At 70.2% G+C, this 20,442-nt stretch carries 20 protein-coding genes and 1 pseudogene; 9 read left to right on the forward strand and 12 right to left on the reverse strand.

The annotated features are described in order from the left end of the window. Positions 1–128 precede the first annotated feature (128 nt). Together WI697_RS12745 and WI697_RS12750 are read left to right on the forward strand one after the other, a co-directional pair. Positions 129–974 (forward strand): PepSY domain-containing protein, encoded by an 846-nt coding sequence (locus tag WI697_RS12745; RefSeq protein WP_345958715.1) that lies wholly within the window; start codon positions 129–131, stop codon positions 972–974. Positions 975–1,029: 55 nt separating this feature from the next. Continuing rightward, on the forward strand, positions 1,030–1,431 hold the full coding sequence (locus tag WI697_RS12750) for a hypothetical protein (protein ID WP_345958716.1): 402 nt from the start codon (positions 1,030–1,032) through the stop codon (positions 1,429–1,431). A 6-nt stretch (positions 1,432–1,437) separates the two neighbouring features. On the opposite strand, the gene WI697_RS12755 is transcribed toward WI697_RS12750, so the two are convergent. The 4 genes from WI697_RS12755 to WI697_RS12770 form a co-directional block, all read right to left on the reverse strand. Next, complete coding sequence (locus WI697_RS12755; protein WP_345958717.1) at positions 1,438–2,682, reverse strand: ABC transporter substrate-binding protein; 1,245 nt, start codon at positions 2,680–2,682, stop codon at positions 1,438–1,440. A 136-nt stretch (positions 2,683–2,818) separates the two neighbouring features. Continuing rightward, positions 2,819–3,175 (reverse strand): hypothetical protein, encoded by a 357-nt coding sequence (locus WI697_RS12760; protein ID WP_062761580.1) that lies wholly within the window; start codon positions 3,173–3,175, stop codon positions 2,819–2,821. After that, complete coding sequence (locus WI697_RS12765) at positions 3,172–4,089, reverse strand: isocitrate lyase/PEP mutase family protein (protein WP_345958718.1); 918 nt, start codon at positions 4,087–4,089, stop codon at positions 3,172–3,174. Before WI697_RS12765 ends, WI697_RS12760 begins: the two co-directional genes overlap by 4 nt. A 102-nt stretch (positions 4,090–4,191) precedes the next feature. Beyond that, positions 4,192–5,343, reverse strand: coding sequence for an alpha-hydroxy acid oxidase (locus tag WI697_RS12770; protein ID WP_345958719.1), 1,152 nt, complete (start codon positions 5,341–5,343; stop codon positions 4,192–4,194). 123 nt (positions 5,344–5,466) lie between these two features. On the opposite strand from WI697_RS12770, the gene WI697_RS12775 reads away from it, so the two are divergent. Further along, the gene (locus WI697_RS12775) at positions 5,467–6,243 is read left to right on the forward strand and encodes an FCD domain-containing protein (protein WP_345958751.1); all 777 of its coding nucleotides are present in this window, start codon (positions 5,467–5,469) and stop codon (positions 6,241–6,243) included. Positions 6,244–6,265: 22 nt separating this feature from the next. On the opposite strand, the gene WI697_RS12780 is transcribed toward WI697_RS12775, so the two are convergent. The 3 genes from WI697_RS12780 to WI697_RS12790 form a co-directional block, all read right to left on the reverse strand. After that, a complete protein-coding gene (locus WI697_RS12780) occupies positions 6,266–6,784 on the reverse strand; it encodes an arsenate reductase ArsC (RefSeq protein WP_062761584.1) in 519 nt (172 codons plus the stop codon). Between the two features lie 128 nt (positions 6,785–6,912). Beyond that, complete coding sequence (locus tag WI697_RS12785; protein ID WP_062761585.1) at positions 6,913–7,737, reverse strand: DUF2272 domain-containing protein; 825 nt, start codon at positions 7,735–7,737, stop codon at positions 6,913–6,915. Positions 7,738–7,745: 8 nt separating this feature from the next. Next, entirely contained in the window at positions 7,746–8,408 is a 663-nt protein-coding gene (locus WI697_RS12790) for a L,D-transpeptidase family protein (RefSeq protein WP_345958720.1), read from the reverse strand. 119 nt (positions 8,409–8,527) lie between these two features. Here WI697_RS12790 and WI697_RS12795 point away from each other — a divergent pair, with 119 nt between their 5' ends. The 6 genes and pseudogenes from WI697_RS12795 to WI697_RS12820 form a co-directional block, all read left to right on the forward strand. Further along, positions 8,528–8,968 (forward strand): group III truncated hemoglobin, encoded by a 441-nt coding sequence (locus tag WI697_RS12795; RefSeq protein ID WP_345958721.1) that lies wholly within the window; start codon positions 8,528–8,530, stop codon positions 8,966–8,968. Between the two features lie 135 nt (positions 8,969–9,103). Then, positions 9,104–9,454: a hypothetical protein gene (locus WI697_RS12800; RefSeq protein ID WP_062761588.1), complete on the forward strand. Its 351-nt coding sequence runs from the start codon at positions 9,104–9,106 to the stop codon at positions 9,452–9,454. A 264-nt stretch (positions 9,455–9,718) separates the two neighbouring features. Beyond that, positions 9,719–10,672, forward strand: a complete 954-nt coding sequence (locus WI697_RS12805; RefSeq protein ID WP_062761589.1) for a LysR substrate-binding domain-containing protein — start codon at positions 9,719–9,721, stop codon at positions 10,670–10,672. A gap of 40 nt (positions 10,673–10,712) precedes the next feature. Beyond that, positions 10,713–11,387: a nitrile hydratase subunit alpha gene (gene nthA, locus WI697_RS12810; RefSeq protein WP_345958722.1), complete on the forward strand. Its 675-nt coding sequence runs from the start codon at positions 10,713–10,715 to the stop codon at positions 11,385–11,387. Beyond that, complete coding sequence (gene nthB / locus WI697_RS12815; protein WP_296714049.1) at positions 11,384–12,058, forward strand: nitrile hydratase subunit beta; 675 nt, start codon at positions 11,384–11,386, stop codon at positions 12,056–12,058. Before nthA ends, nthB begins: the two co-directional genes overlap by 4 nt. A gap of 137 nt (positions 12,059–12,195) precedes the next feature. Then, positions 12,196–12,444 (forward strand): annotated as a pseudogene (locus WI697_RS12820) (nitrile hydratase accessory protein); the annotation flags it as partial. 78 nt (positions 12,445–12,522) lie between these two features. Here the strand turns inward: WI697_RS12820 and WI697_RS12825 are convergent. Genes WI697_RS12825 through kdpA form a run of 5 tightly spaced genes read right to left on the reverse strand, consistent with a single transcriptional unit; the run spans position 12,523 to position 20,422 of the window. Further along, positions 12,523–13,254: a response regulator transcription factor gene (locus WI697_RS12825; protein ID WP_345958723.1), complete on the reverse strand. Its 732-nt coding sequence runs from the start codon at positions 13,252–13,254 to the stop codon at positions 12,523–12,525. A 21-nt stretch (positions 13,255–13,275) separates the two neighbouring features. Then, positions 13,276–16,023 (reverse strand): sensor histidine kinase KdpD, encoded by a 2,748-nt coding sequence (locus WI697_RS12830; RefSeq protein ID WP_345958724.1) that lies wholly within the window; start codon positions 16,021–16,023, stop codon positions 13,276–13,278. Positions 16,024–16,050: 27 nt separating this feature from the next. Then, entirely contained in the window at positions 16,051–16,629 is a 579-nt protein-coding gene (gene kdpC, locus WI697_RS12835) for a potassium-transporting ATPase subunit KdpC (protein ID WP_345958752.1), read from the reverse strand. Between the two features lie 29 nt (positions 16,630–16,658). After that, positions 16,659–18,707 carry a potassium-transporting ATPase subunit KdpB gene (gene kdpB, locus WI697_RS12840; RefSeq protein WP_345958725.1) on the reverse strand — a complete coding sequence of 683 codons (2,049 nt, stop codon included), beginning with the start codon at positions 18,705–18,707 and terminating at the stop codon, positions 16,659–16,661. A 14-nt stretch (positions 18,708–18,721) separates the two neighbouring features. After that, complete coding sequence (gene kdpA, locus WI697_RS12845) at positions 18,722–20,422, reverse strand: potassium-transporting ATPase subunit KdpA (protein WP_345958726.1); 1,701 nt, start codon at positions 20,420–20,422, stop codon at positions 18,722–18,724. Between the last annotated feature and the right edge of the window lie 20 nt (positions 20,423–20,442).

The following is a 20,442-nucleotide window of genomic DNA, read 5'->3' on the forward strand; positions in this document are numbered from 1 at the left end:
GATCCTGCCCGATCTTCCATGAACGGTACATGAACGGATCGTTCAGTTTCCGGCGAGGGCCGGGCTGCCATGATGGCTTCATCGAGACGCGCCGGACACGGCGTGTGGAGACGCAGAGGAGTGACGACATGACCGCCAGGACGACGCGACGCCGCCCGATCGCCGCAGCCACCTTCGGGGCCGCGGCACTGGGGCTGATCGCGGCCACCCTGCCCGCCGCACCGGCCCGGGCGCTCGACACGCCGATCGGCCAGCTGGATCTCTATCGCGAGATCACCATCGCGGGCACCGTCACCGGTGTCTGGGGCAACGACTTCGTGCTCGAGGATCCGAGCGGCAAGGTGCTGGTCCATGCCGGCCCCCACTGGTACCACGATGTCGGCGTGAAGGAAGGCGACCGGCTGACGGTCACCGGCCGCATCGCCGGCCCGAATTTCGACGCCACCACCATCACCTGGGATGACGGCCGCAGCTTCACCGTCCGCCCCGCCGACGGCCCGCCGCCCTGGGGCGGGAAGGAGCGGGAGCGGGGCGATCGCGACCGGGGCCCGCGCCACGACCGGCCCCATGACGGCCCCGGCCCGCGCCCGGCCGCCGAGCTGGATCTGCGGGTGCTGGGCGAACGGCTGGCGGCGGGCGGCTATACCCGGATCACCGATGTCGATCTCGACCGTCGCCACATTTCGGCCGAGGCCGTCTCTCGCGACGGGCTGCAGGTGGAACTGCATATCGATCCGCGCAGCTACGAGGTCATCCGCGAGCGTCGTGACGACGGTGACCGCCGCCCCGACATCGCGCTGGATCTGCCGGCCCTTGCCCGGATGCTCAGCGACCGGGGCTACGCGACCATCACCGATGTCAGCATCGATGACGGGCTGATCGAGGTCGATGCCGTCGCCCGTGGCAATGAGCGCGTCGAGCTTGAGATCGACCCCCAAACCCTGAACATCCTGCGCGAGCGCCGCGACGACTGATCCGGCGCCCGCAGGCCCCTGCCCCCAGCCAGCCCCTGCCTAAGGAGGCAATCCCATGTCGGACCCACACCCTGCCCGTCCGGCATCCCGCCGGCGCCGCCCGGCTGCCGTCGCGATCACCATCGCGGCGGCGGCCCTGCTGCTCGGCGCCTGCGTCCCCCATGAAAGACGCAGCTGGGGATATGGCGACCCGCCGCCGCGGGTCTATCATGCACCCCGCTATGGCTATGCCCCGCCGCCACCGCCGCGGGTGATCTATGTGCCCCGGCCGCCGGTGCGGGTGGTGACGCCGCCGCCGCATCACGGGCCACGGCCAGGGGAGTATCATCACCGCCCCCGGGACCGGGACGACCGCGGCCGCGGCCGCGGCGATGGTCGCTGGGATGACGACCGGCCCCACCACCGGGATCGTGACCGGGACAGGGATCGCGACGGCTGGGGCCGGGGCCGGTCCTGACCGGCCTCAGCCGGCCGTGCCGCCGGCAACCAGGGGGCACCCACCCTGGTCGAGCGGCCGGAAGGCCTGATCGCCCGGCACCGTGCGGATCAGCTTCAGATAGTCCCAGGGACGGGTGGATTCGCCCGGCGCCTTCACCTCCAGCACATAAAGATCATGGACCATGCGGCCGTCGGGCCGGATATGACCGTTCTTCGCGAACATGTCGTTCACGGGCGTCGCGCGCATCTGCGCGTTCACCGCATCGGTCGCATCGGTGCCGGCATCCGTCACCGCCTGAAGATAGTGGCGGACCGCCGAATAGGTGCCGGCCTGGCCCATGGTCGGCATGGCGCCGTGGCGGGCGAAGAACCGCTCCGACCAGGCGCGGGTCTCGTCGTTCAGATCCCAATAAAAGGCCTGGGTCATGATCAGGCCCTGGGCGGTCTCCAGCCCGATCGCATGGATGTCGGTGATGTGGAGATAGAGCCCGGCGAGCCTGAGGCCCGATGCAGCCAGGCCGAATTCCGCCGCCTGCTTGATTGCGTTCACCGAATCGGCACCTGCATTGGCAAGGCCGATCATCCGCGCCCCCGACCCCTGCGCCTGAAGCAGGAAGGACGAGAAATCCGAGGTTCCCTGCGGATGGCGCACACCGCCCAGCACCTTGCCGCCGGCAGCCTCGACGGCAGCTTTCGTGTCGCGCTCCAGCGCGTGGCCGAAGGCGTAATCGGCGGTGAGGAAATACCACGGACCCTGATCCGCCAGCGGCAGGCCGGTACCGACCGCAAGGCCGTAGGTGTCATAGGTCCAGTGGATGCCGGTGGGCGCGCAGGCCTTGCCGGTGAAATCCGACGAGCCGCCCGTGGAGGCCAGCACCAGCCGGTTCTTCTGCCGGCCGATCTCCTGCACCGCCAGCAGAACCGACGAGGTCGGGATGTCGGCGATGACATCGACCTGTTCCTCGTCGATCCAGCGATTGACCAGGGTCACGCCGATATCGGGCTTGTTCTGATGATCGCCCGAGACGATCACGATCGGCTTACCCAGGATCGTGCCGCCGAACTCTTCGGCCGCCATTTCAGCGGCAATCACCGAGCCGCGGCCGGCCATGTCGGCATAGATGCCGGACATGTCGTTCAGCACACCGATCTTGATCACCCCGTCGGAGATCGCGTCATCCCCGGCGGCCATCGCCGGCACCGCCGCCACCAGCGCGGCCGCCACCGCCGCACGCACGCCGAAATTCGCCATGAACATATACCCCCGCATGCGTCCGGACCCGCTCCGGAATTCCGCAGGGCGGTTCATACGATTTCACGTCAGGAGACGTCAAATCAATATTTATTTAACGATTATATAATGTAAATACAGAAACAGCTTCATCGTCGGCGGTGCCGGCAGGCCTTCACCCGCGGGCGGTATCCTCCCCACGCTCCGATGCCGGCAGTGCCGAAATGCTGTCGGGTCCAAGCCGGCTGCCGCAGATGGGGCAGTCCATCAGCGCCAGCGCCTGTTCGATGCGCTCGGGCGTGGCGCCCTGGCGGACCATCTCGGCGCGCACCTCCGCACGGAAGGCCAGATGCCGGCGCTGTTCGGCCAGCGCGTTCTCCAGCACCGCCCCCGCCGTGCCGGTCGCCGGCTCTACCGTGAAGGCGGCTGCCGGCCGGCCGGCGGCCAGCATGGCCGCGCCCGCCGCACCGGCGCCGAGCCCTGAGAGAAAACGCCGCCGCCCCGTGGACGGCTTGTCCGAACGATCGGTCATTCTCCGGTCTCCTGATCCGGATGGGGGCGGCTCGCGATCACCCGCGCCGCCTGGTCGAGATAGGCCTGTTCGCGCGCCCGAAGATCGGGCAGCCCGACCAGCTGGTTGAAGCCGTCGAAATCGAGCATGCGATCCGCAAAAGCCGTGGTGATGCCGTCGCGGCGCAAGGTCGCGAACAGCTCGCGCGCAGCCCTGGCGACCGCATAGGTCAGGGCCACCGGATGGGTGACCACGGCATAGCCGATCTCCTGAAGCTCGGCCGCGGTCAGCATCGGGGTCAACCCGCCCTCGATGTTGTTGGCCAGCAGCGGCGCCTGCACCGCCACACAGATCCGGCGCATCTGCTCCACCGTGCGCGGCGCTTCGACGAAGACCATGTCGGCGCCCAGCTCGCGATAAAGACAGGCGCGGTCGATCGCCGCCTCGATCCCGTCCACGGCAAGCGCATCCGTCCTGGCCATGATCACCAGATCCGGATCGCGCCGCGCATCCAGCGCCGCCTGCAGCTTGGCGACCATGTCCTCGACCGGCACCACCGCCTTGCCCGCCATGTGGCCGCAGCGCTTGGGGAAGACCTGATCCTCGATGAACAGCCCGGCGACGCCGGCCTGTTCATAGGCCCGCACCGCCCGCCGGGTGTTGGTGACATTGCCGAAACCGGTGTCGGCATCGGCAAAGACCGGCACATCGACCGCATCGCAGATCCGGGCATAGTGGTCGGCCAGTTCACGCATGGACAGCTGCGAGGTGTCGGGCTCGCCGATCAGCGCCGCCGTCGAGGCATAGCCGCCGCAGGTGACCGCCTCGAAACCGGCCTCGGCGGCGATGCGCGCGGTCAGCGCATCCTGCACACCGGGCATTTCCAGAATCTCCGGGGCCTCGACGAGGGCCCGGAAGCGTGAGGTGCGACGCATATGGGTACCGCCAGTCGGTTCTGTTTCGATGCTCCTTCAACGGTATAGCGCAGGAGCGCCGGCCCTGCCAGCAATCAGCTTTCGGCGGTCCGCCCTCTGCCGTCAGATCCGGCGGAAGCGCAAGGCGTCGCGGCCAAGCTGATCGATCGAGGTGCAGCCCATCAGCTTCATGTCGCGCTCGATCTCGATCCGCATCAACTCCAGCGCCCGTTCCACCCCGGGCTGACCGGCGGCGGCCAGCGGGAAAAGATAGTAGCGGCCCAGCCCCACAGCCTTGGCTCCCAATGCCAGGGCCTTCAGCACATGGGTGCCGCGCTGGACGCCGCCATCCATCATCACGTCGATCCGGTCGCCCACGGCATCGACGATCTCGGCCAGCTGGTCGAAGCCGGTGCGCGAGCCGTCGAGCTGACGGCCGCCATGGTTGGAGAGCACGATGCCGGTGCAGCCGATCTCCACCGCCCGCTTCGCATCCTCGACCGACATGATGCCCTTCAGGCAGAACTGCCCGCCCCAGTCCCGAACCATGGCGGCGACATCGTCCCAGGTCATCGAGGGGTCGAGCATCTCGGTGAAATAGCGGCTGATCGACATGGTGCCGCCACCCATGTCGACATGGGCATCCAGCTGGGGCAGGCGGAAGCGTTCATGGGTGAAATGTTCGATCGCCCAGCGCGGCTTGATCGCAAACTGCGTGATCCCGGCCAGGTTCAGCCGGAAAGGAATGGCGAAGCCGGTGCGCTTGTCGCGTTCGCGATTGCCGCCGGTGATGCTGTCGACCGTCAGCATCATCACCTGAACGCCGGCATCGCGGGCCCGCTCCATCATCGCCCGGTTCAGGCCGCGATCCTTGTGGAAATAGAACTGATAGACCTGCGGGCCGTTTGAGATCCGCCGCGCCTCTTCCAGGCTGACGGTGCCGAGCGACGAGACGCCGAACATGGTGCCGAACTTCCCCGCCGCGGCGGCCACCGCCCGCTCCCCCTGGTGGTGGAACAGCCGCTGCAAAGCGGTGGGCGAGCAGTAGACCGGCATCGCCAGCTTCTGGCCCATCACCGTCACCGACATGTCGACCGCACCCACGCCGCGCAGCACCCGCGGCACCAGGTCGCAGTCGTCGAAGGCGGCGGTGTTGCGGCGCAGCGTCACCTCGTCATCGGCGGCGCCGTCGATATAGTCGAAGATCGGCCCCGGCAGGCGACGGCGGGCCATGCGGCGGAAATCGTGGAAATTATGGCAGTCGGCAAGGCGCATCACGCTCTCCGGGGGATGACGGCCGGGCCTGCCGGTCGTATAAGAGAACCAGAACCGACATCTTGGTAAACTCATTTTACCAAGAACGCAATGACAAGAGCCATGCGCAACAGGACGGACGTGATGGAACAGGACGAGGGCAAGCCGGCCGCCGACGGCGCGGCGGCGCGAACCGCCCGGCAGATCGAGACGCTGATCCTGGAGGGGGCGCTCAGCCCCGGCGATCCGCTGTTGCCGGAGCGGGAACTGGCCGAGCGGCTGGGCGTCTCTCGCCCGACGCTGCGTCAGGCCCTGAAACTGCTGGAAAGCCGCGGCCTGATCCTGGCCGATCAGGGGCGACGGCTGGTGGCGCCGCTGGGCCGCGGGCTGACCGATCCGCTGATCGCGCTGATGGCCGATCACGGCGAGGTGGTCGACGACTATCTGGAATTCCGCGCCACGGCGGAACGCATGGCCGCGGGCCTGGCGGCACGGCGGGCGAACGACGTGGATCGCGCCCGGATCGGCGAGGCCATGGCCGCCATCGACCGGGCCCATGAGGCCGGATCGGAACCGGCCGAGGCCGCGGCCGACGTCGCCCTGCATCTGGCGCTTTACGAGGCGTCGCACAATCTGGTGCTGATGCAGGTCATGCGCGCCCTGACCGGCCTGCTGCGCCGGGGCGTGATGGACAATCGCGAAACGATGTTCCGCCGGCCCGAAACCCGCGAGGCGCTGCGCGCCCAGCATCGTGCGATCCACGACGCCGTGCTGGCGGGCGATGCGGCCGCGGCCGAAACCGCGGCAGAGGCCCATATCCGCTATGTTCATCAGGCGCTGGGCGAGATCGCGGCGGCAGAGGCCCGGCTCGCCACATCGCTGCGCCGGCTGGATGGCGGCGGGATCGCCCGGCGCGGCTGACGCCACGCCGGGCGATCATGCGTCAGGCCGCGGCCGTGTCGCCGATATCGTCGATGCGCTGCTGCAGCGACAGCCGGTCGAGAGCCGCGATCGACAGATTGGCGAAGATGCCGATCCGGGTGTTGAGCATGCGGAAGGCCTCGGCCACCGCCAGGGCACGCTCGGCATCGCTGCCCTCGACGGCCGAGGGGTCGGGCACGCCCCAATGGGCGGTCATCGGCTGGCCGGGCCAGGCCGGGCAGGTCTCCCGCGCCTGATCGCAGACCGTGAACACGAAGTCGAAGCGCGGCGCGTCGGGGCCACGAAACTCGTCCCAGCTCTTCGAGCGCAGCCCCTCGGTCGGGATGCGCGACCGTTCGAGCAGGGCCAGCGCCAGCGGATCGGGCGCGCCGGCCGGGTGGCTGCCGGCGCTGTAGGCCCGGAAACGCCCCTTGCCCAGATGGTTGAGCAGGGCTTCGGCCATAATGCTGCGCACGGCATTGCCGGTGCACAGGAACAGCACGTTGTGGATGCGGTCAGGAGTGGGTGCCGTGTCGCTCATCAGAAACCTCGGATCCGCTGGAGCGCGCGGGCCGCAAGGGCCCGCCGGTCCGCCGATCCTGCCGCCGGGGCCCGGACCGCTCCGTGACCGTCCGGTGACCGCTGGATGAAACTGCAGCGACGTGCCGGTCAGTGGTCGACCGCAGCGAGCGTCACGAACCAATGCGGCGTGCCCTTGACAGGGATCGGCCGTCCCGCGGCATCGGCCGGGAACAGGCTCATCGCCACCCGATCCCGGACATTGCCGCCGATCGCCGCGATCGTGCCCGGCCCGACCCTGACCACCAGATCGCAATGCATGCCCCGCGGCCGCGTATCCCAGCCACGGGCGCGGGCATCCAGCACCTCCCGCGCGCGCTGGTGCCAGTCGTCGAGTTCCGGCCCACCCTCCGACCGGCCGCGATCGGCGCAGAGCAGATCGCCCGGCCGGATCGAGGTCTCGTGCGGATCGGCCGGCACGAAACGAGCAGTCAGGTCGCCCTGGGCGCCGAGGGCGCGGAAGATCACATGGTCGACATAGTCCAGATGCCGCGAGGCCGGCGGCAGATCGGCCGGGGAGATGCCGGCCATGCAGGCGACATAGGAGATGAAGGCCGCCGACCAGGGGGACAGCTCCGGCACGTCGGAGGCGCCCATCTTCAGGCCGTGATCATCCGCCGCCGCCCGCCAGTAGAGCTGAAGCCGGCCGCGCACCCGGCTGTCGGTCTCGTCCAGGCCCGGCGGGTTCAGCGACGGGGCGCCGCCACGGAAATCGACCACCGGGCTGCCGAAGGCCCGCCATTCGCCCTCGGCCACATTGACCATCGCCGCAACCATGCCGCCCGGCGGCGGCTCCGCCGCGCAGACCAGAGGTGCCGCCCGTGGCGCATCGGGCCCCGGAATGCTGCCGCCCCCGCAGGCCGCGAGGACCAGGCTCGCGATCAGCCCGGGCAGGATCCGCAGCCGCCATCCCATGGCCGGCCTCAGGCCCGCATGTCGATCGGGAAGGGACGGCGGCCGTTATACGAGATCATCTCGCGGATCTCGTCGATTTCCTGATTGGTGACCGCCAGGCAGCCGAGCGTCCAGCTGCGGTCGCCGCGGGCATGAATGCTTTCCCACGGGCCGTCGCCGGTGCCGTGCAGGCCGATCGCGCCGCCGAGCTTCAGCCGCCCGCCGACCGCGGCGGCACGCGCCTTGTCCTCGGCATTCGGATAGCTGATCGGGATGAACCAGCGGAAGCCGTCGAGGGATTCGCGTCCCGGCGGCATCATGTGATAGCGGCCCTCGGGGGTCAGGGCGTCGCCCTCTTCCCGCTTCGGGCCCGGGCCGCCGCGGCCGATGGCGACCGAATAGCGCTTCACCTCGCGGTCGCCGTCGAAGAAGACCAGGCTGCGCTCCATCTTGCTCAGCACCGCCCGGGTCGGGAACAGCGGCATGCCCGGCACCGCCTCCTGCGGGGGCAGGGTTTCGGGCATCGGCGCCGGCTCGATCACCGTCATCTGGCGGGGTGCGCGCGCCTCACAGCCCGCAAGCAGGCCTGTTCCGGCCACGAGCCCGGCCACGCCGAAACGCAGGAAGCGCCGCCGTCCCGGCGTCGCCGGCCCCTGTGGCACAGAGTGCTTCTGATCCTTCAGATCCGTCATCGGGTTTTCCGTCTGTCCCCTTGGCCCCACAATGGTTTACGTTGCCACGCGGCAGGGGGCAAGGCCCCAATCGCATGCCGCCGCCCCACGCCTCTTCCGCAGCCGTCGCGAGCCCGCACATGACCACCTCCCCACCTCTCCGCCAGCGCGCAGCCGTCACCGACAGCCCCGTCGATCCCGCCACCCTGGAACGGCTGATCGTCGCCTTCTACGATCGTGCCCGCCACGACGAAATGCTGGCGCCGGTCTTCGCCCGGGTCGCAGATGATGCCTGGCCCGACCACATCGCCCGGGTGGTGGGGTTCTGGCGCTCGGTGCTGTTCCATGACGGCAGCTACAGGGGCAATCCGATGCGCACCCATGCGGCGATGCCCGAGCTGACGCCGGATCATTTCCATCGCTGGCTGGCGATCTGGCGCGAGACCGCGATCCGCACCTGCCCGCCGGTGGCGGCGATGCTGATGATCGACAAAGCCGAGCGCATGGCCGCGGCGCTGGCCGGCGGCCATCCGACCGCAGGGGCGGCGCGCGACCCCCAGGACACAGCGGGCCGGACATAAGGATCAAATCGTCGCAGGATCAACGGATTCGGGGTTGGATTGCGCGACATTTCGGCGCATCCTTTGCCCGGCTCTAGCCGCACCCCGGCCCGGACACTTCGTCCCGGCCCGCGTGCCGATACGGAGATCGCCGATATGTCCGCCCTGATCGCCGCCGCTTCGCCCGCTCGCACCGCCACCGCCACCACCGTGACCGCGACCACCATCGCGACCATCACCCTTGGTGCCGCCGTGACCGTGATGACCGTGCAGGCCGCCCGCAATCAGGGTCGCGACCGCAATTGGTTTGGCGGCTGGCAGGCCGACCATGCCGATGGAGGCTCCATCTCGCGCCGTCAGTTCGACCTCGACGGTCGCCGCGGCAAAGATGACAAGCGACCGGGTGGTACCGTGATGCATCCGCAGCACGCTGCCACCCCGACCGCCCGGCATGGCGCCGTCACGCCGCCGGCCTCCGCCCGTTCCGGAGTACCCCGCGCCGCCTGAGTGCGGCGGGTTCCGGCCCAAGCTCCCCTTATCCGTCAGTTCAGACCGCCTTCGACCCGGCATCCGCCTGAGGCCGTTGGTTCAGCCATCCCGTTTCCCTTGATGGAGAGACGGATTGCCGGACCGGCCGCGGATGGTGCGGACAGGCTGGCCGGCCCATCATGGTGATCCCATGATGCGGACCGCACGCCCCTGACCGCCCCGCGCTGCCCCAGAGGCCCAGCGGATGCCGCCCGGTCGACGCCAGATCCGGAGCGTCCTGCCATGTCACGCCGTCGCCTTCCCCCCCTGGGTGCCCTGCACGCCTTCGAGGCTGCCGCCCGCCATCAGAGTTTCGCCCGCGCCGCCGAGGAACTGCACCTCACCGACGGCGCCATCAGCCACCGGATCCGCGATCTGGAAGACCGGCTGGGCATGCGGCTGTTCCGCCGGCTGCACCGCAAGGTGGTGCTGACCGAACACGGGCGGCGGCTCTATGCCACCTCGCGCGAAATGTTCGACCTGCTGGCCCGCGGGCTGGTGGAGCTGGACGGCCTGCCGGCCGAGCCGGTCCGCATTGCGGCACCCGCGGTGATCGCCACCCGCTGGCTGCTGCCGCGCATGGACGAGCTCGAGGCCGCCGTGCCCGGGATCGAGCCGCATCTGATGGTGGAAGGCGCCCCCGATGGCGATGCCCCGCCGCCCGACCTGATCCTGAGGATCGGGGCCCGGCCACGCGGCAGCGAGCGGGTCGACCGGCTGGCCGGCGACATGCTGGTGCCGGTCGCCGCCCCGGTCTATCTGGCCCGGGCCGGCCGGCCGGCGGCCCCCGAAGCCCTGCTGCGCTACCGGCTGCTGCGCGGCCCCGAAGATGCCTGGGACCTGTGGTTCCGCAGTGCCGGCATCTCCCGCGCCGAGCCGCCGCGCGGCCCGGTTCTGGGGGATCACGACCATCTGATCGGCGCCGCCATCGCCGGCCATGGCGTGGCACTGGCGCCGAACCGCATGGTCGCGACCGACATCGCCGCCGGCCGTCTGGCCCGGCTGTTCGCCACCGCCGTGCCCTGGACCGACGCCTACTGGCTGATCCACGGGGAAAGTGCGGCCGACCGGCCCGAGATCGAGCGCGTCGCCGCCTGGCTGGAACAGGCGATGACGGCCGATGACGGGTTGCCCGGCCGGTCCACACTGCCGGGCACCGACTTGCGCCGCATACCCGAGCGGCCTACCGTCGACTGAACGGAACCGCGCACGGAAACGACGCCCCAGGGAGGACAGGATGGCAGGCGATCATCATGACCATGCCCATGATCACGATCATGATCACGGACATGACGGGCAGGGGTACGCGCATGCGGCCCCACCTTCGCCCATGGCGGCGCGGGTGAAGGCGATCGAGACGCTGGCGGTGGCCAAGGGGCTGGTCGATCCGGCGGCGCTCGACCTGATCGTCGACACCTATGAAAGCAAGGTCGGGCCGCGCAACGGCGCCCGCGTGGTCGCCCGCGCCTGGACCGATCCGGCCTACAAGGCCCGGCTGCTGAGCGATGCCACCGCCGCCATCGCCGAGTTCGGCTTCACCGGCCGCCAGGGCGAGGACATGGTGGTGCTGGAGAACACCGACCGGGTGCACAACATGGTCGTGTGCACGCTGTGCTCCTGCTACCCCTGGACGGTGCTGGGCCTGCCGCCGGTCTGGTACAAATCCGCCCCCTATCGCTCGCGGGCCGTGCTGGACCCGCGCGGAGTGCTCGCCGAATTCGGCTGCACGATCGGCGACGAGGTCGAGGTCAGGGTCTGGGACAGCACCGCCGAACTGCGCTATCTGGTCCTGCCGCAGCGCCCCGCCGGCACCGAGGGCTGGGACGAGGATCGGCTGGCGGAGATCGTCACCCGGGATGCGATGATCGGCGTCACGCGCATCGCCGATCAGACGGCGGAGCCGCGGCCATGAACGGGGCACAGGATCTGGGCGGCATGATGGGCTTCGGCCCGATCGGGATCGAGGTGAACGAGCCGGTCTTTCATGCCCCCTGGGAAGCGCGCGCGCTGGCGGTCACGCTGGCGGTGGGTTTCCTGGGCCGCTGGTCGATCGACGAGGCACGCCATGCCCGCGAAAGCCTGCCGCCGCCGGTCTATCTGACCAGCAGCTACTATGAAATCTGGCTGCGCGGGCTTGAAAGGTTGATGGTCCGCCATGGCCTCGCCACCGACGCTGAATTTGAAACGGGGGTGCCCGATCCGGCGGCCCCGGCCCTGCCGGCCGATCTGAAATCCGCCCCCGATGCCACCCAGGCCGCCGCCATCCTGGCGCGCGGTGCCAGCGCCCGCCGGGAGGGCAGCGGCCGCCCCGCCCGCTTCAAGGCCGGCGACCGGGTAAAGGTCCGCGATATCAACACGCTGGCCCATACCAGGGCGCCGCGCTATGTGCGCGGCCGCGTGGGCACGATCGAGCGCCTGCACGGCGATTTCGTGCTGCCGGATGCCGCCGCCGCCCGCCGCGGCGAGGATCCCCAGCCCTGCTATGCCGTGCGCTTCGCCGCCCGCGATCTCTGGGGCGAGACCGCCCATCCCAATGACTGCGTCCACGCCGATCTGTGGGACGACTATCTGGAGCCGGCATGATGGCGACGGAGCATCAACCCCCCTCAACACCCCGCCCCATCACCGTGGTGCCGGCCGGTGCTGCCCGCCCCGCGGCCACCGGCACGCCGGATGCCGGCGCCCACGGCATCACCTGCACGCCGCCCACAGCCCGGCCGATGCCGCCCCTGCTGCTGGGCCAGCCGGCCGATGCCGGGGGACCGGTCTTCCGCGAACCCTGGGAAGCCCAGGCTTTCGCCCTGGTCGTGTCCCTGCACGAGGCCGGCCTGTTCAGCTGGAACGAATGGGCGGCGACCCTGTCGGCGCGCATCGTGACCGCCCAGCTGGGCGGCGATCCGGATCTCGGCACCACTTATTACCATCACTGGCTGGCGGCGCTGGAAGACATCACCCGCGCCAAGGGCTTGGCCTGATCCGGCCCACCATCAACCCCCACCATCAACCCATAGAGTTGATGGTGGGGTTGACCCCGCCCGGCCCCGTCTTCAGCCTCCCTCCAGCCGGTAGCCGACGCCGGGTTCGTTGACGATCAGCTTCGGATCGGCGGGGTCGTCGCCCAGCTTCTGGCGCAGATGGCCGACATAGATCCGCAGATAATGGGTGTCGGCCTCGTGCGCCGGCCCCCAGACCTCGCGCAGCAGCTGGGCATGGGTCATCATCCGGCCGCGATTGCGGGCCAGGATGCGCAGCAGGTCGTATTCCCGCCGGCTGAGCTTCACCGGCTGACCGTCGAGCGTCACTTCATGGCGGGGCTGATCGATGGTGATCCGGGTGCCGATGCGGATCAGTGCCTCGTCATCAGGCGCGGCCGGGATCTGCCCCGGCTGGGCCGGTGCGGTGCCGCGCGCCCGCAGCGTCGCCCGGATGCGGGCGGTGAGTTCGGCGATGCCGAAGGGCTTGGTGACGTAATCATCCGCCCCCCGATCCAGCGCCGCCACCTTGCCGGCCTCGTCGGCCCGCACCGACAGAACCAGAATCGGTACACCCGACCAGTCGCGGATCCGGCCGATCACCTCGGTGCCGTCGATATCGGGCAGGCCCAGATCCAGCACGATCATCGCCGGCGCCAGGGTCGCCGCGGCCCGGACCGCCTCCTCCCCCGTCGCCGCCTCGATCACCTCGAAGCCGGCGGCGCCGAGCGCGATCTTGAGAAAGCGGCGGATCTGGGGTTCGTCGTCGACCACCAGAATGCGGGCCGTGTTCATGTCGACGGGCATCGTCTCTCCGATGAGGGGGCGTCACTCGGCATCTTCGGGCGGCGGGGCCGGCGGCTCCGCGACGGTCAGGCGGATCACGATTCGGGTGCCCTGGCCACCGGCACCGGCCTCGGCACGGATCGTGCCGCCATGAGCCTCGACGAAGCCGCGACAGATCGCAAGCCCGAGCCCGGTGCCGGCCGGCTGGCTGTCGCCCGCCTTCACCCGGTGGAACATGTCGAACACGGCCTCCCGATCCGCTTCGGGGATGCCCGGCCCGTCATCCTCCACCCGGACGTCGATGCTGCGGCCGCGATCGGCAAGGGCGGCGGCGATGGTGATCCGGCCATCCGGCCCGCCATGCTTGACCGCGTTGTCGACCAGATTGACCAGCACCTGTTCCATCAGCACCGCATCGACATGAAGCAGCGGCAGGCCTTCGGGCACCACCACGTCCAGCTGCCGCCCGCCCAGCTGCCTGGCCAGCCGGCCGCGCACCCGCCCGGCCAGTTCCGCCAGATCCACCCAGTCGCGACGCAGTGCCAGCGCGCCATGGCCGAGCCGGGTCATGTCGAGCAGGTTCTGGACATAGGCATCCAGCCGCCTCGCCTCGTCGTGGATGGTGTCGGCCAACTCGCCGCGGGCGCCGGGATCCAGCGCCTCCCCCAGGCTCTTCAGGCTGGAGGCGGCGCCGATGATCGAAACCAGCGGCGTGCGCAGATCATGGCTGATGGATGAGAGCAGGGCCGCCCGCAGGGCATCCGCCTCGCCCTTCAGCCGTTCCCGCTCGATATCCGCCGCGAGCAGGGTACGGTCGACGGCAAGCGCCGCCTGATCGACCACCGCCTCCAGCAGCCGGCGCTGTTCGGGGCCCAGCTGTTTCGGCCGGCCGTCGCGCCCGCCGAACGAGACGCCGACCAGCCCCACGGGCCCCCGCGCGGCCTTCATCGGCACGAACAGCCAGTCGGATGCCGGCAGCGTGTCGGAAGACCAGCCCGCCGGCCGCTCGTGCCGCCAGGCCCATTCCGCCGCCGCCCGGTTGGCGGGGGTCAGCCGGTCCTCAGGGGGAAAGCCGGCGCCGATCCTGAGCCCGCCATCGGGTTCCGGCAGCAGCAGCACCGCATCGCATTGCAGCGTGCGGGCGACATGGGAGACCACCGCCCAGGCGACATCGTCGACATCGGCCGCCCCGGCGGCCTTGCGGGCGAAATCATACAGATTGCCGACCCGCCGCGCCGCCTGCCGCTCCGCCTGCACCCGCTCCCGCAGCCGGCCGGCGAGATTGCCGGTCAGCGCCGCCGCGATCAGGAAGAAGACGATGGTCAGGATGTCCTCGGTCCGCGACACCTGAAACGTGTGGTGGGGCACGGTGAAGAAGAAATTGTAGGCGAAGAAGCTGAGCACGCTGGCCGCGATCGAGGGCCAGAGCCCGCCGCGCACCGCCACCACCAGCACCGCGATCAGGAAGACCAGCGACACATTGGGCAAAGGCAGGATCATCTCGACCAGGGTCGAGACCAAGGCGGCGGCGGCGACCGACACGCCGATCAGCGCCAGTTCCCGCGGCCCGAAATGCGGCCCCGGGGCCTCCGCCTGCAGACGGCCGGGTTCGGCTGCGGCGGCGGTCGTCCCGGTCTCGGCGGCGATGACGGTCAATTCGAAGCCGGTCGCCCGGCTGACCAGCGCCTCGGCCAGCCCGCCGCCTGCCCCCAGGCGCCGCCACCAGGGCCGACGGGGCGCGCGGCCGATCACGATCCGGCTGACATTGCGCTCCCGCGCCAGCGCCACCAGCTCGTCGGCCAGCCGGCGGGCATGGACCGGCCGCGGCAGCACGGTCACCTCCGCCCCCAGCCGCTCGGCCAGCCTCAGGGCCCGGTTGGCGCGGTCCTGGGGGGTGTAATCACCGGCAGACGCGGCGCCGGCCCCGGTCTCGACATGAACCGCGATCCAGGGCAGCCGCGCGCGGTCGGCCATGCGCCGGCCGGCGCGGACCACCGCCTCGGCCTCTGCCCCCGTGCCGATACAGACCATCAGCCGCTCCCGCGCCGGCCAGGGGCCGGGCACGGCATGGGCGCGCATATAGCGGATCATCTCTTCATCGACCCGCTCGGCGGCCGCGCGCAGCGCCAGCTCGCGCAGCGCCGTCAGATTGCCGCGACTGAAGAAATGCAGCACCGCCCGCCGCGCCTGATCACCCAGATAGACCTTGCCTTCGCGCAGGCGCCGGATCAGATCGTCGGGCGGCAGATCGATCAGCTCGATCTCGTCGGCCATCGCCAGCACGTCGTCGGGCAGGGTCTCGCGCACCCGGATGCGGGTGATGCGCTGGACGATGTCGTTCAGGCTTTCCAGATGCTGGACGTTGAGCGTGGTCAGCACGTCGATGCCGGCATCGATCAGTTCGGCCACATCCTGGAAGCGCTTTTCGTGGCGCGCCCCCGGCACGTTGGTGTGGGCGAATTCATCGACCAGGGCCAGGGCCGGGCGGCGCGCCAGCACCGCATCCAGATCCATCTCGGGGAAGCTCCGGCCGCGATGGGTCAGGATCCGGCGCGGGATCACCTCCAGCCCGCGCAGCAGCGCCTCGGTCTCGGCCCGGCCATGGGTCTCGACCACCGCCACCGCGACATCGGTCCCTTCCGCACGGCGACGCTGCGCCTCTTCCAGCATCGCATAGGTCTTGCCCACGCCGGGGGCGGCGCCCAGGAAGATCTTGAGCCGGCCGCGGCGCTCGCGCTTCGCATCCTCGATCAGCGCCTCGGGGGCGGGTCTGTCGGCGTCTCTGGTCATCGGGCTCTCCACGGCGGAGCTTCAGGCTCAGCCTGCCCCGGGGCCGGCCATGGCGTCGAGTGCCATGTTGAGCCGCAGCAGGTTGACCCGCGGCTGGCCGATCAGCCCGGCGACCGGCCGCTCGACATGGGCAGCCACCAGCGCCGCCAGGGCATCGGGCGCCATCTGCCGGGCCTTCGCCACCCGCGGGATCTGCAGCCGCACCGCGTCGGGCGACAGATCCGGGTCGAGCCCCGATCCCGAGGCCGTCACCAGATCGCCCGGGACCGCGCCGCCCGTCCCCGTCTCTGCCCTGACCGCGGCGATGCGGTCGCGGATCTCTGCCGCCAGCGCGGCCGAGGTCGGCCCGAGATTGGAGGCGCCGGCCGCCGCCGCGTCGTAGTCGACGGCAGAGGGGCGGCCATGGAAATAGCCGGGAGAGGTGAACGCCTGGCCGACCAGCGCCGAGCCGACCACCCGCCCGGCCGCATCGGTGACCGGGCTGCCCGCCGCCTGCCGGGGCGCGATCGCCCCGGCAAGGCCGGCCATGGCCAGTGGATAGGCGAGGCCGAGCAGGCCCGAGAACAGCGCGAGCGGCACCACCGCCCGGCGGATGTTGCGCAACATGGGGTGCAGCATAAGACTGTCTCCCTCGCTCAGACCAGACCGAGGCCCGAGACGATCATGTCGATCGCCTTGATGCCGATGAAGGGCGCGATCAGCCCGCCCAGGCCATAGATCAGCAGGTTCCGGCGCAGCAGGGCCGCGGCCGAGCTGGCCCGCGCCGCAACGCCCTTGAGCGCCAGCGGCACCAGCGCCACGATGATCAGGGCGTTGAAGATGACCGCCGAGAGGATCGCGCTTTCGGGGCTTGAGAGCCGCATGATGTCGAGCGCGCCCAGCGCCGGATACACCCCGGCGAACAGCGCCGGGACGATGGCGAAATACTTCGCCACGTCATTGGCGATCGAGAAGGTGGTGAGGGCACCGCGGCTGACCAGCAGCTGCTTGCCGACCATCACCACCTCGATCAGCTTGGTGGGGTCGCTGTCGAGATCGATCAGATTGGCCGCCTCCTTGGCGGCCGGCGTGCCCTCGTTCATCGCCACGCCGACATCGGCCTGGGCCAGCGCCGGCGCATCGTTGGAGCCGTCGCCGCACATCGCGACCATCCGGCCCCTGGCCTGTTCGGCGCGGATCAGCTCCAGCTTGCGTTCGGGCGTGGCCTCGGCCAGCACGTCGTCGACGCCGGCTTCGGCCGCGATCGCCGCCGCCGTGATCGGGTTGTCGCCGGTGATCATCACCGTGCGGATGCCCATCCGCCGCAGTTCCGAAAAGCGCTCGCGGATGCCGGGCTTGATCACATCCTTCAGGTGGATGACGCCCAGCGGCCGGTCGTCTTCCGCCACCACCAGCGGCGTGCCGCCGCTGCGCGCGACCTGATCGACCAGATGGCCGAGCTGGGGCGGGACGCTGCCCTTGGCCTGTTTCAGGATCGCATCGCCCGCGCCCTTGCGCAGCCGGCGGCCGTCATTCAGGTCCGCGCCGGAAATCCGGGTCTGGGCGGTGAACGGCACCATGCGCGCCACCTCCGCCGCCCCGGCATGGAAACCGTGGGCCTTGCGCGCCAGGTCGAGGATCGAGCGGCCCTCGGGCGTTTCGTCGCCAAGGCTGGCGAGCGCCGCAACCTCTGCCAGCCGCGCTTCCCCCACACCGGGCAGGGGCAGGAAGGCATCGGCCATGCGGTTGCCGAAGGTGATGGTGCCGGTCTTGTCCAGCAGCAGCACGTCGACATCGCCCGCCGCCTCGACCGCGCGGCCCGACCGGGCCACGACGCCGGCGCGGATCAACCGGTCCATGCCGGCGATGCCGATGGCCGAGAGCAGACCGCCGATGGTGGTGGGGATGAGTGTGACCAGCAGCGCGATCAGGAAGCCGACCGGGATCAGCCGGCCCGAGAAGGCCGCGAAGGCTTCGAGGCTGGCCACCACGATCAGGAAGATGAGCGTCAGCGAGACCAGCAGGATGGTGAGCGCGATCTCGTTCGGCGTCTTGCGCCGCGTCGCGCCCTCGACCAGACCGATCATCCGGTCGAGGAAGCTTTCGCCCGGCCGCTGGGTGACGCGTACCACGATCGCATCCGACACCACCCGGGTGCCGCCTGTGACCGCCGAGCGGTCGCCGCCGCTTTCGCGGATCACCGGCGCGCTTTCGCCGGTGATGGCGCTTTCGTCGACCGAGGCGATGCCGGCGACGACCTCGCCATCGGCGGGCACGATGTCGCCCGCCTCGACATAGACCAGATCATCGGGGTCGAGATCGCGGGACGACACCGCGCGCCAGTCATGGATGCGGGCATCGCCGCGCGGCATGGCAGGCAGCAGCTTTGCCGGCGTCTCGGACTGGGTGGCGCGCAGGCTGTCGGCGCGGGCCCGGCCGCGGCCCTCGGCCAGCGCCTCGGCGAAATTGCCGAACAGCACCGTCGCCCAAAGCCAGAGGCAGATCTGCGCCAGCACCGCACCATGGGGGCCGCCGCTTGCAAGATCGATCACGGCCAGGATGGTCGCGACGGCTGCGACCACGGCGGTGGTCAGCATCACCGGATTGCCGGCAAGGGCATGCGGTGCGAGCTTGGTGAAGGCCTCGCGGGCGGCGCGCGACAGCAGCGCCGGGTCGGCGAGGCGGATGTCCTCGGATGTGCGCATGGGAGCGGGTTCCGTCAGAACGTCCGGCCGAGGAGCATGGACAGATGCTCCGCGACGGGGCCCAGCGCGAGCGCCGGGAAATAGGTGAGACCGCCGATGATCGCGACCGTGCCGATCAGCAGGCCGATGAAGAGCGGACCATGGGTCGGCAGGGTGCCGGCAGTGGCCGGGATCTTCTTCTTGGCGGCCAGGCTGCCGGCGATCGCCAGCACCACCACCACCGGCAGATAGCGGCCGATCATCATCGCGATGCCGACGGCGATGGCATGGAAGGTCCGGGCGGCGCCGAAGCCCGCGAAAGCCGAGCCGTTATTGCCGGCCGCCGAAGCATAGGCATACAGGATCTCGGACAGGCCATGCGGTCCGGCATCCTGCACGGCGGCACGGCCCGCGGGCAGCACGGCCGAAAGGGCGGCCGGGACCAGCATCGCGACCGCAAGGCCGATCAGCGCCAGCATCGCCAGCGTCATCTCGCGCGCCTCGATCTTCTTGCCCATGTATTCGGGCGTGCGGCCGACCATCAGCCCGGCGGCGAAAACCGCGATCACCGCGAAGATCACCAGCCCGTAAAGCCCGCTGCCGACGCCGCCGAAGATCACCTCGCCCAGCATCATGCCGATCATGGCGACCATGCCGCCGAGCGGCGTGAAGCTGTCATGCATGGCATTGACCGAGCCATTGGACGCGGCCGTGGTCGCCGCCGCCCAGATGGCGCTGTCGGCGGCCCCGAAGCGAACCTCCTTGCCTTCCATATTGGGACCGGCGAGGCCCAGCGCGTGATGGATCGGGTTGCCGGTCGTCTCCGCCCAGACGGTCAGCCCCACAAAGACGGCGAAGGGGATCAGCATGGCAAGGAACAGCGCCCGACCCTGGCGCGGATCGCCGGCAAGACGGCCGAAAGCGAAGGGCATCGCCGCCGGCAGCGCCAGAATCGCCACCACCTCGATCAGGTTCGACCAGGCGGTCGGGTTTTCCAGCGGATGGGCGGAATTGACGCCGTAGAAGCCGCCGCCATTGGTGCCGAGCTGCTTGATCGCCACCTGCGAGGCCACGGGCCCGAGCGGAATGGCCTGGGCATGACCGTCGAGACCCATGGATGCCAGCGTGCCGGTCATCACCTGCGGCACGCCCTGCAGCACCAGAAGGATGGTCACCGCAACCGCCAGCGGCAGCAGCAGGCGCAGCGTGATGCGGGTGACGTCGGTCGTCGGGCAGCCGATGGTCGGCGTCTCGGCGCGGGCAAAGCCGCGGGCCAGCGCCACCATCACCGCAATGCCGGTGGCCGCCGACAGGAAGTTCTGCACCCCCAGCCCCAAGGCCTGCGAGAAGGAGGACAGCTGCGCCTCCCCCGAATAGGCCTGCCAGTTGGTGTTGGTGACGAAGCTGATCGCGGTGTTGAAGGCGACCGCCGGATCGAGGGGCGGAATGCCGGCCGGGTTCCAGGGCAGCACGCCCTGGAGGCGCAGCACCCCATAGAGCAGCAGAAAGCCGGCATAGTTGAAGGCGATCAGCCCCAGCGCATAGCCGAGCCAGCTGCTTTCACGGCCGGCACGCACGCCCGACAGGCTGAGGATGCCGGCCTCGACCGGCGCAAAGACGCGGCCCAAACGGCCGGAGGAAGACGCGGCGGCGACCGTCCAGCGGCCGAGCGGCACCGCGATCAGGGCCAGGATCGCGAGATAAAGCGCGATCCGCCCGAAATCCGTCGATGTCATGGGATGGCGGGATCCGTCTC

It is taken from the genome of Tistrella mobilis, assembly GCF_039634785.1.
Classification (GTDB): Bacteria; Pseudomonadota; Alphaproteobacteria; order Tistrellales; family Tistrellaceae; genus Tistrella; species Tistrella mobilis.

Excerpts from the sequence above, each read along its gene's own strand:
- WI697_RS12755 (WP_345958717.1), bottom strand. The coding sequence starts at position 2,682 with ATGCGGGGGTATATGTTCATGGCGAATTTCGGCGTGCGTGCGGCGGTG.
- kdpB (WP_345958725.1), bottom strand. The coding sequence starts at position 18,707 with ATGCGCACATCCGAGGACATCCGCCTCGCCGACCCGGCGCTGCTGTCG.
- WI697_RS12830 (WP_345958724.1), bottom strand. The coding sequence starts at position 16,023 with ATGACCAGAGACGCCGACAGACCCGCCCCCGAGGCGCTGATCGAGGAT.
- WI697_RS12775 (WP_345958751.1), top strand. The coding sequence starts at position 5,467 with ATGGAACAGGACGAGGGCAAGCCGGCCGCCGACGGCGCGGCGGCGCGA.
- kdpA (WP_345958726.1), bottom strand. The coding sequence starts at position 20,422 with ATGACATCGACGGATTTCGGGCGGATCGCGCTTTATCTCGCGATCCTG.
- WI697_RS12750 (WP_345958716.1), top strand. The coding sequence starts at position 1,030 with ATGTCGGACCCACACCCTGCCCGTCCGGCATCCCGCCGGCGCCGCCCG.
- WI697_RS12760 (WP_062761580.1), bottom strand. The coding sequence starts at position 3,175 with ATGACCGATCGTTCGGACAAGCCGTCCACGGGGCGGCGGCGTTTTCTC.
- WI697_RS12790 (WP_345958720.1), bottom strand. The coding sequence starts at position 8,408 with ATGACGGATCTGAAGGATCAGAAGCACTCTGTGCCACAGGGGCCGGCG.
- nthB (WP_296714049.1), top strand. The coding sequence starts at position 11,384 with ATGAACGGGGCACAGGATCTGGGCGGCATGATGGGCTTCGGCCCGATC.
- kdpC (WP_345958752.1), bottom strand. The coding sequence starts at position 16,629 with ATGTTGCGCAACATCCGCCGGGCGGTGGTGCCGCTCGCGCTGTTCTCG.
- WI697_RS12795 (WP_345958721.1), top strand. The coding sequence starts at position 8,528 with ATGACCACCTCCCCACCTCTCCGCCAGCGCGCAGCCGTCACCGACAGC.
- WI697_RS12805 (WP_062761589.1), top strand. The coding sequence starts at position 9,719 with ATGTCACGCCGTCGCCTTCCCCCCCTGGGTGCCCTGCACGCCTTCGAG.
- WI697_RS12745 (WP_345958715.1), top strand. The coding sequence starts at position 129 with ATGACCGCCAGGACGACGCGACGCCGCCCGATCGCCGCAGCCACCTTC.
- WI697_RS12825 (WP_345958723.1), bottom strand. The coding sequence starts at position 13,254 with ATGCCCGTCGACATGAACACGGCCCGCATTCTGGTGGTCGACGACGAA.
- nthA (WP_345958722.1), top strand. The coding sequence starts at position 10,713 with ATGGCAGGCGATCATCATGACCATGCCCATGATCACGATCATGATCAC.
- WI697_RS12800 (WP_062761588.1), top strand. The coding sequence starts at position 9,104 with ATGTCCGCCCTGATCGCCGCCGCTTCGCCCGCTCGCACCGCCACCGCC.
- WI697_RS12780 (WP_062761584.1), bottom strand. The coding sequence starts at position 6,784 with ATGAGCGACACGGCACCCACTCCTGACCGCATCCACAACGTGCTGTTC.
- WI697_RS12765 (WP_345958718.1), bottom strand. The coding sequence starts at position 4,089 with ATGCGTCGCACCTCACGCTTCCGGGCCCTCGTCGAGGCCCCGGAGATT.
- WI697_RS12770 (WP_345958719.1), bottom strand. The coding sequence starts at position 5,343 with ATGCGCCTTGCCGACTGCCATAATTTCCACGATTTCCGCCGCATGGCC.
- WI697_RS12785 (WP_062761585.1), bottom strand. The coding sequence starts at position 7,737 with ATGGGATGGCGGCTGCGGATCCTGCCCGGGCTGATCGCGAGCCTGGTC.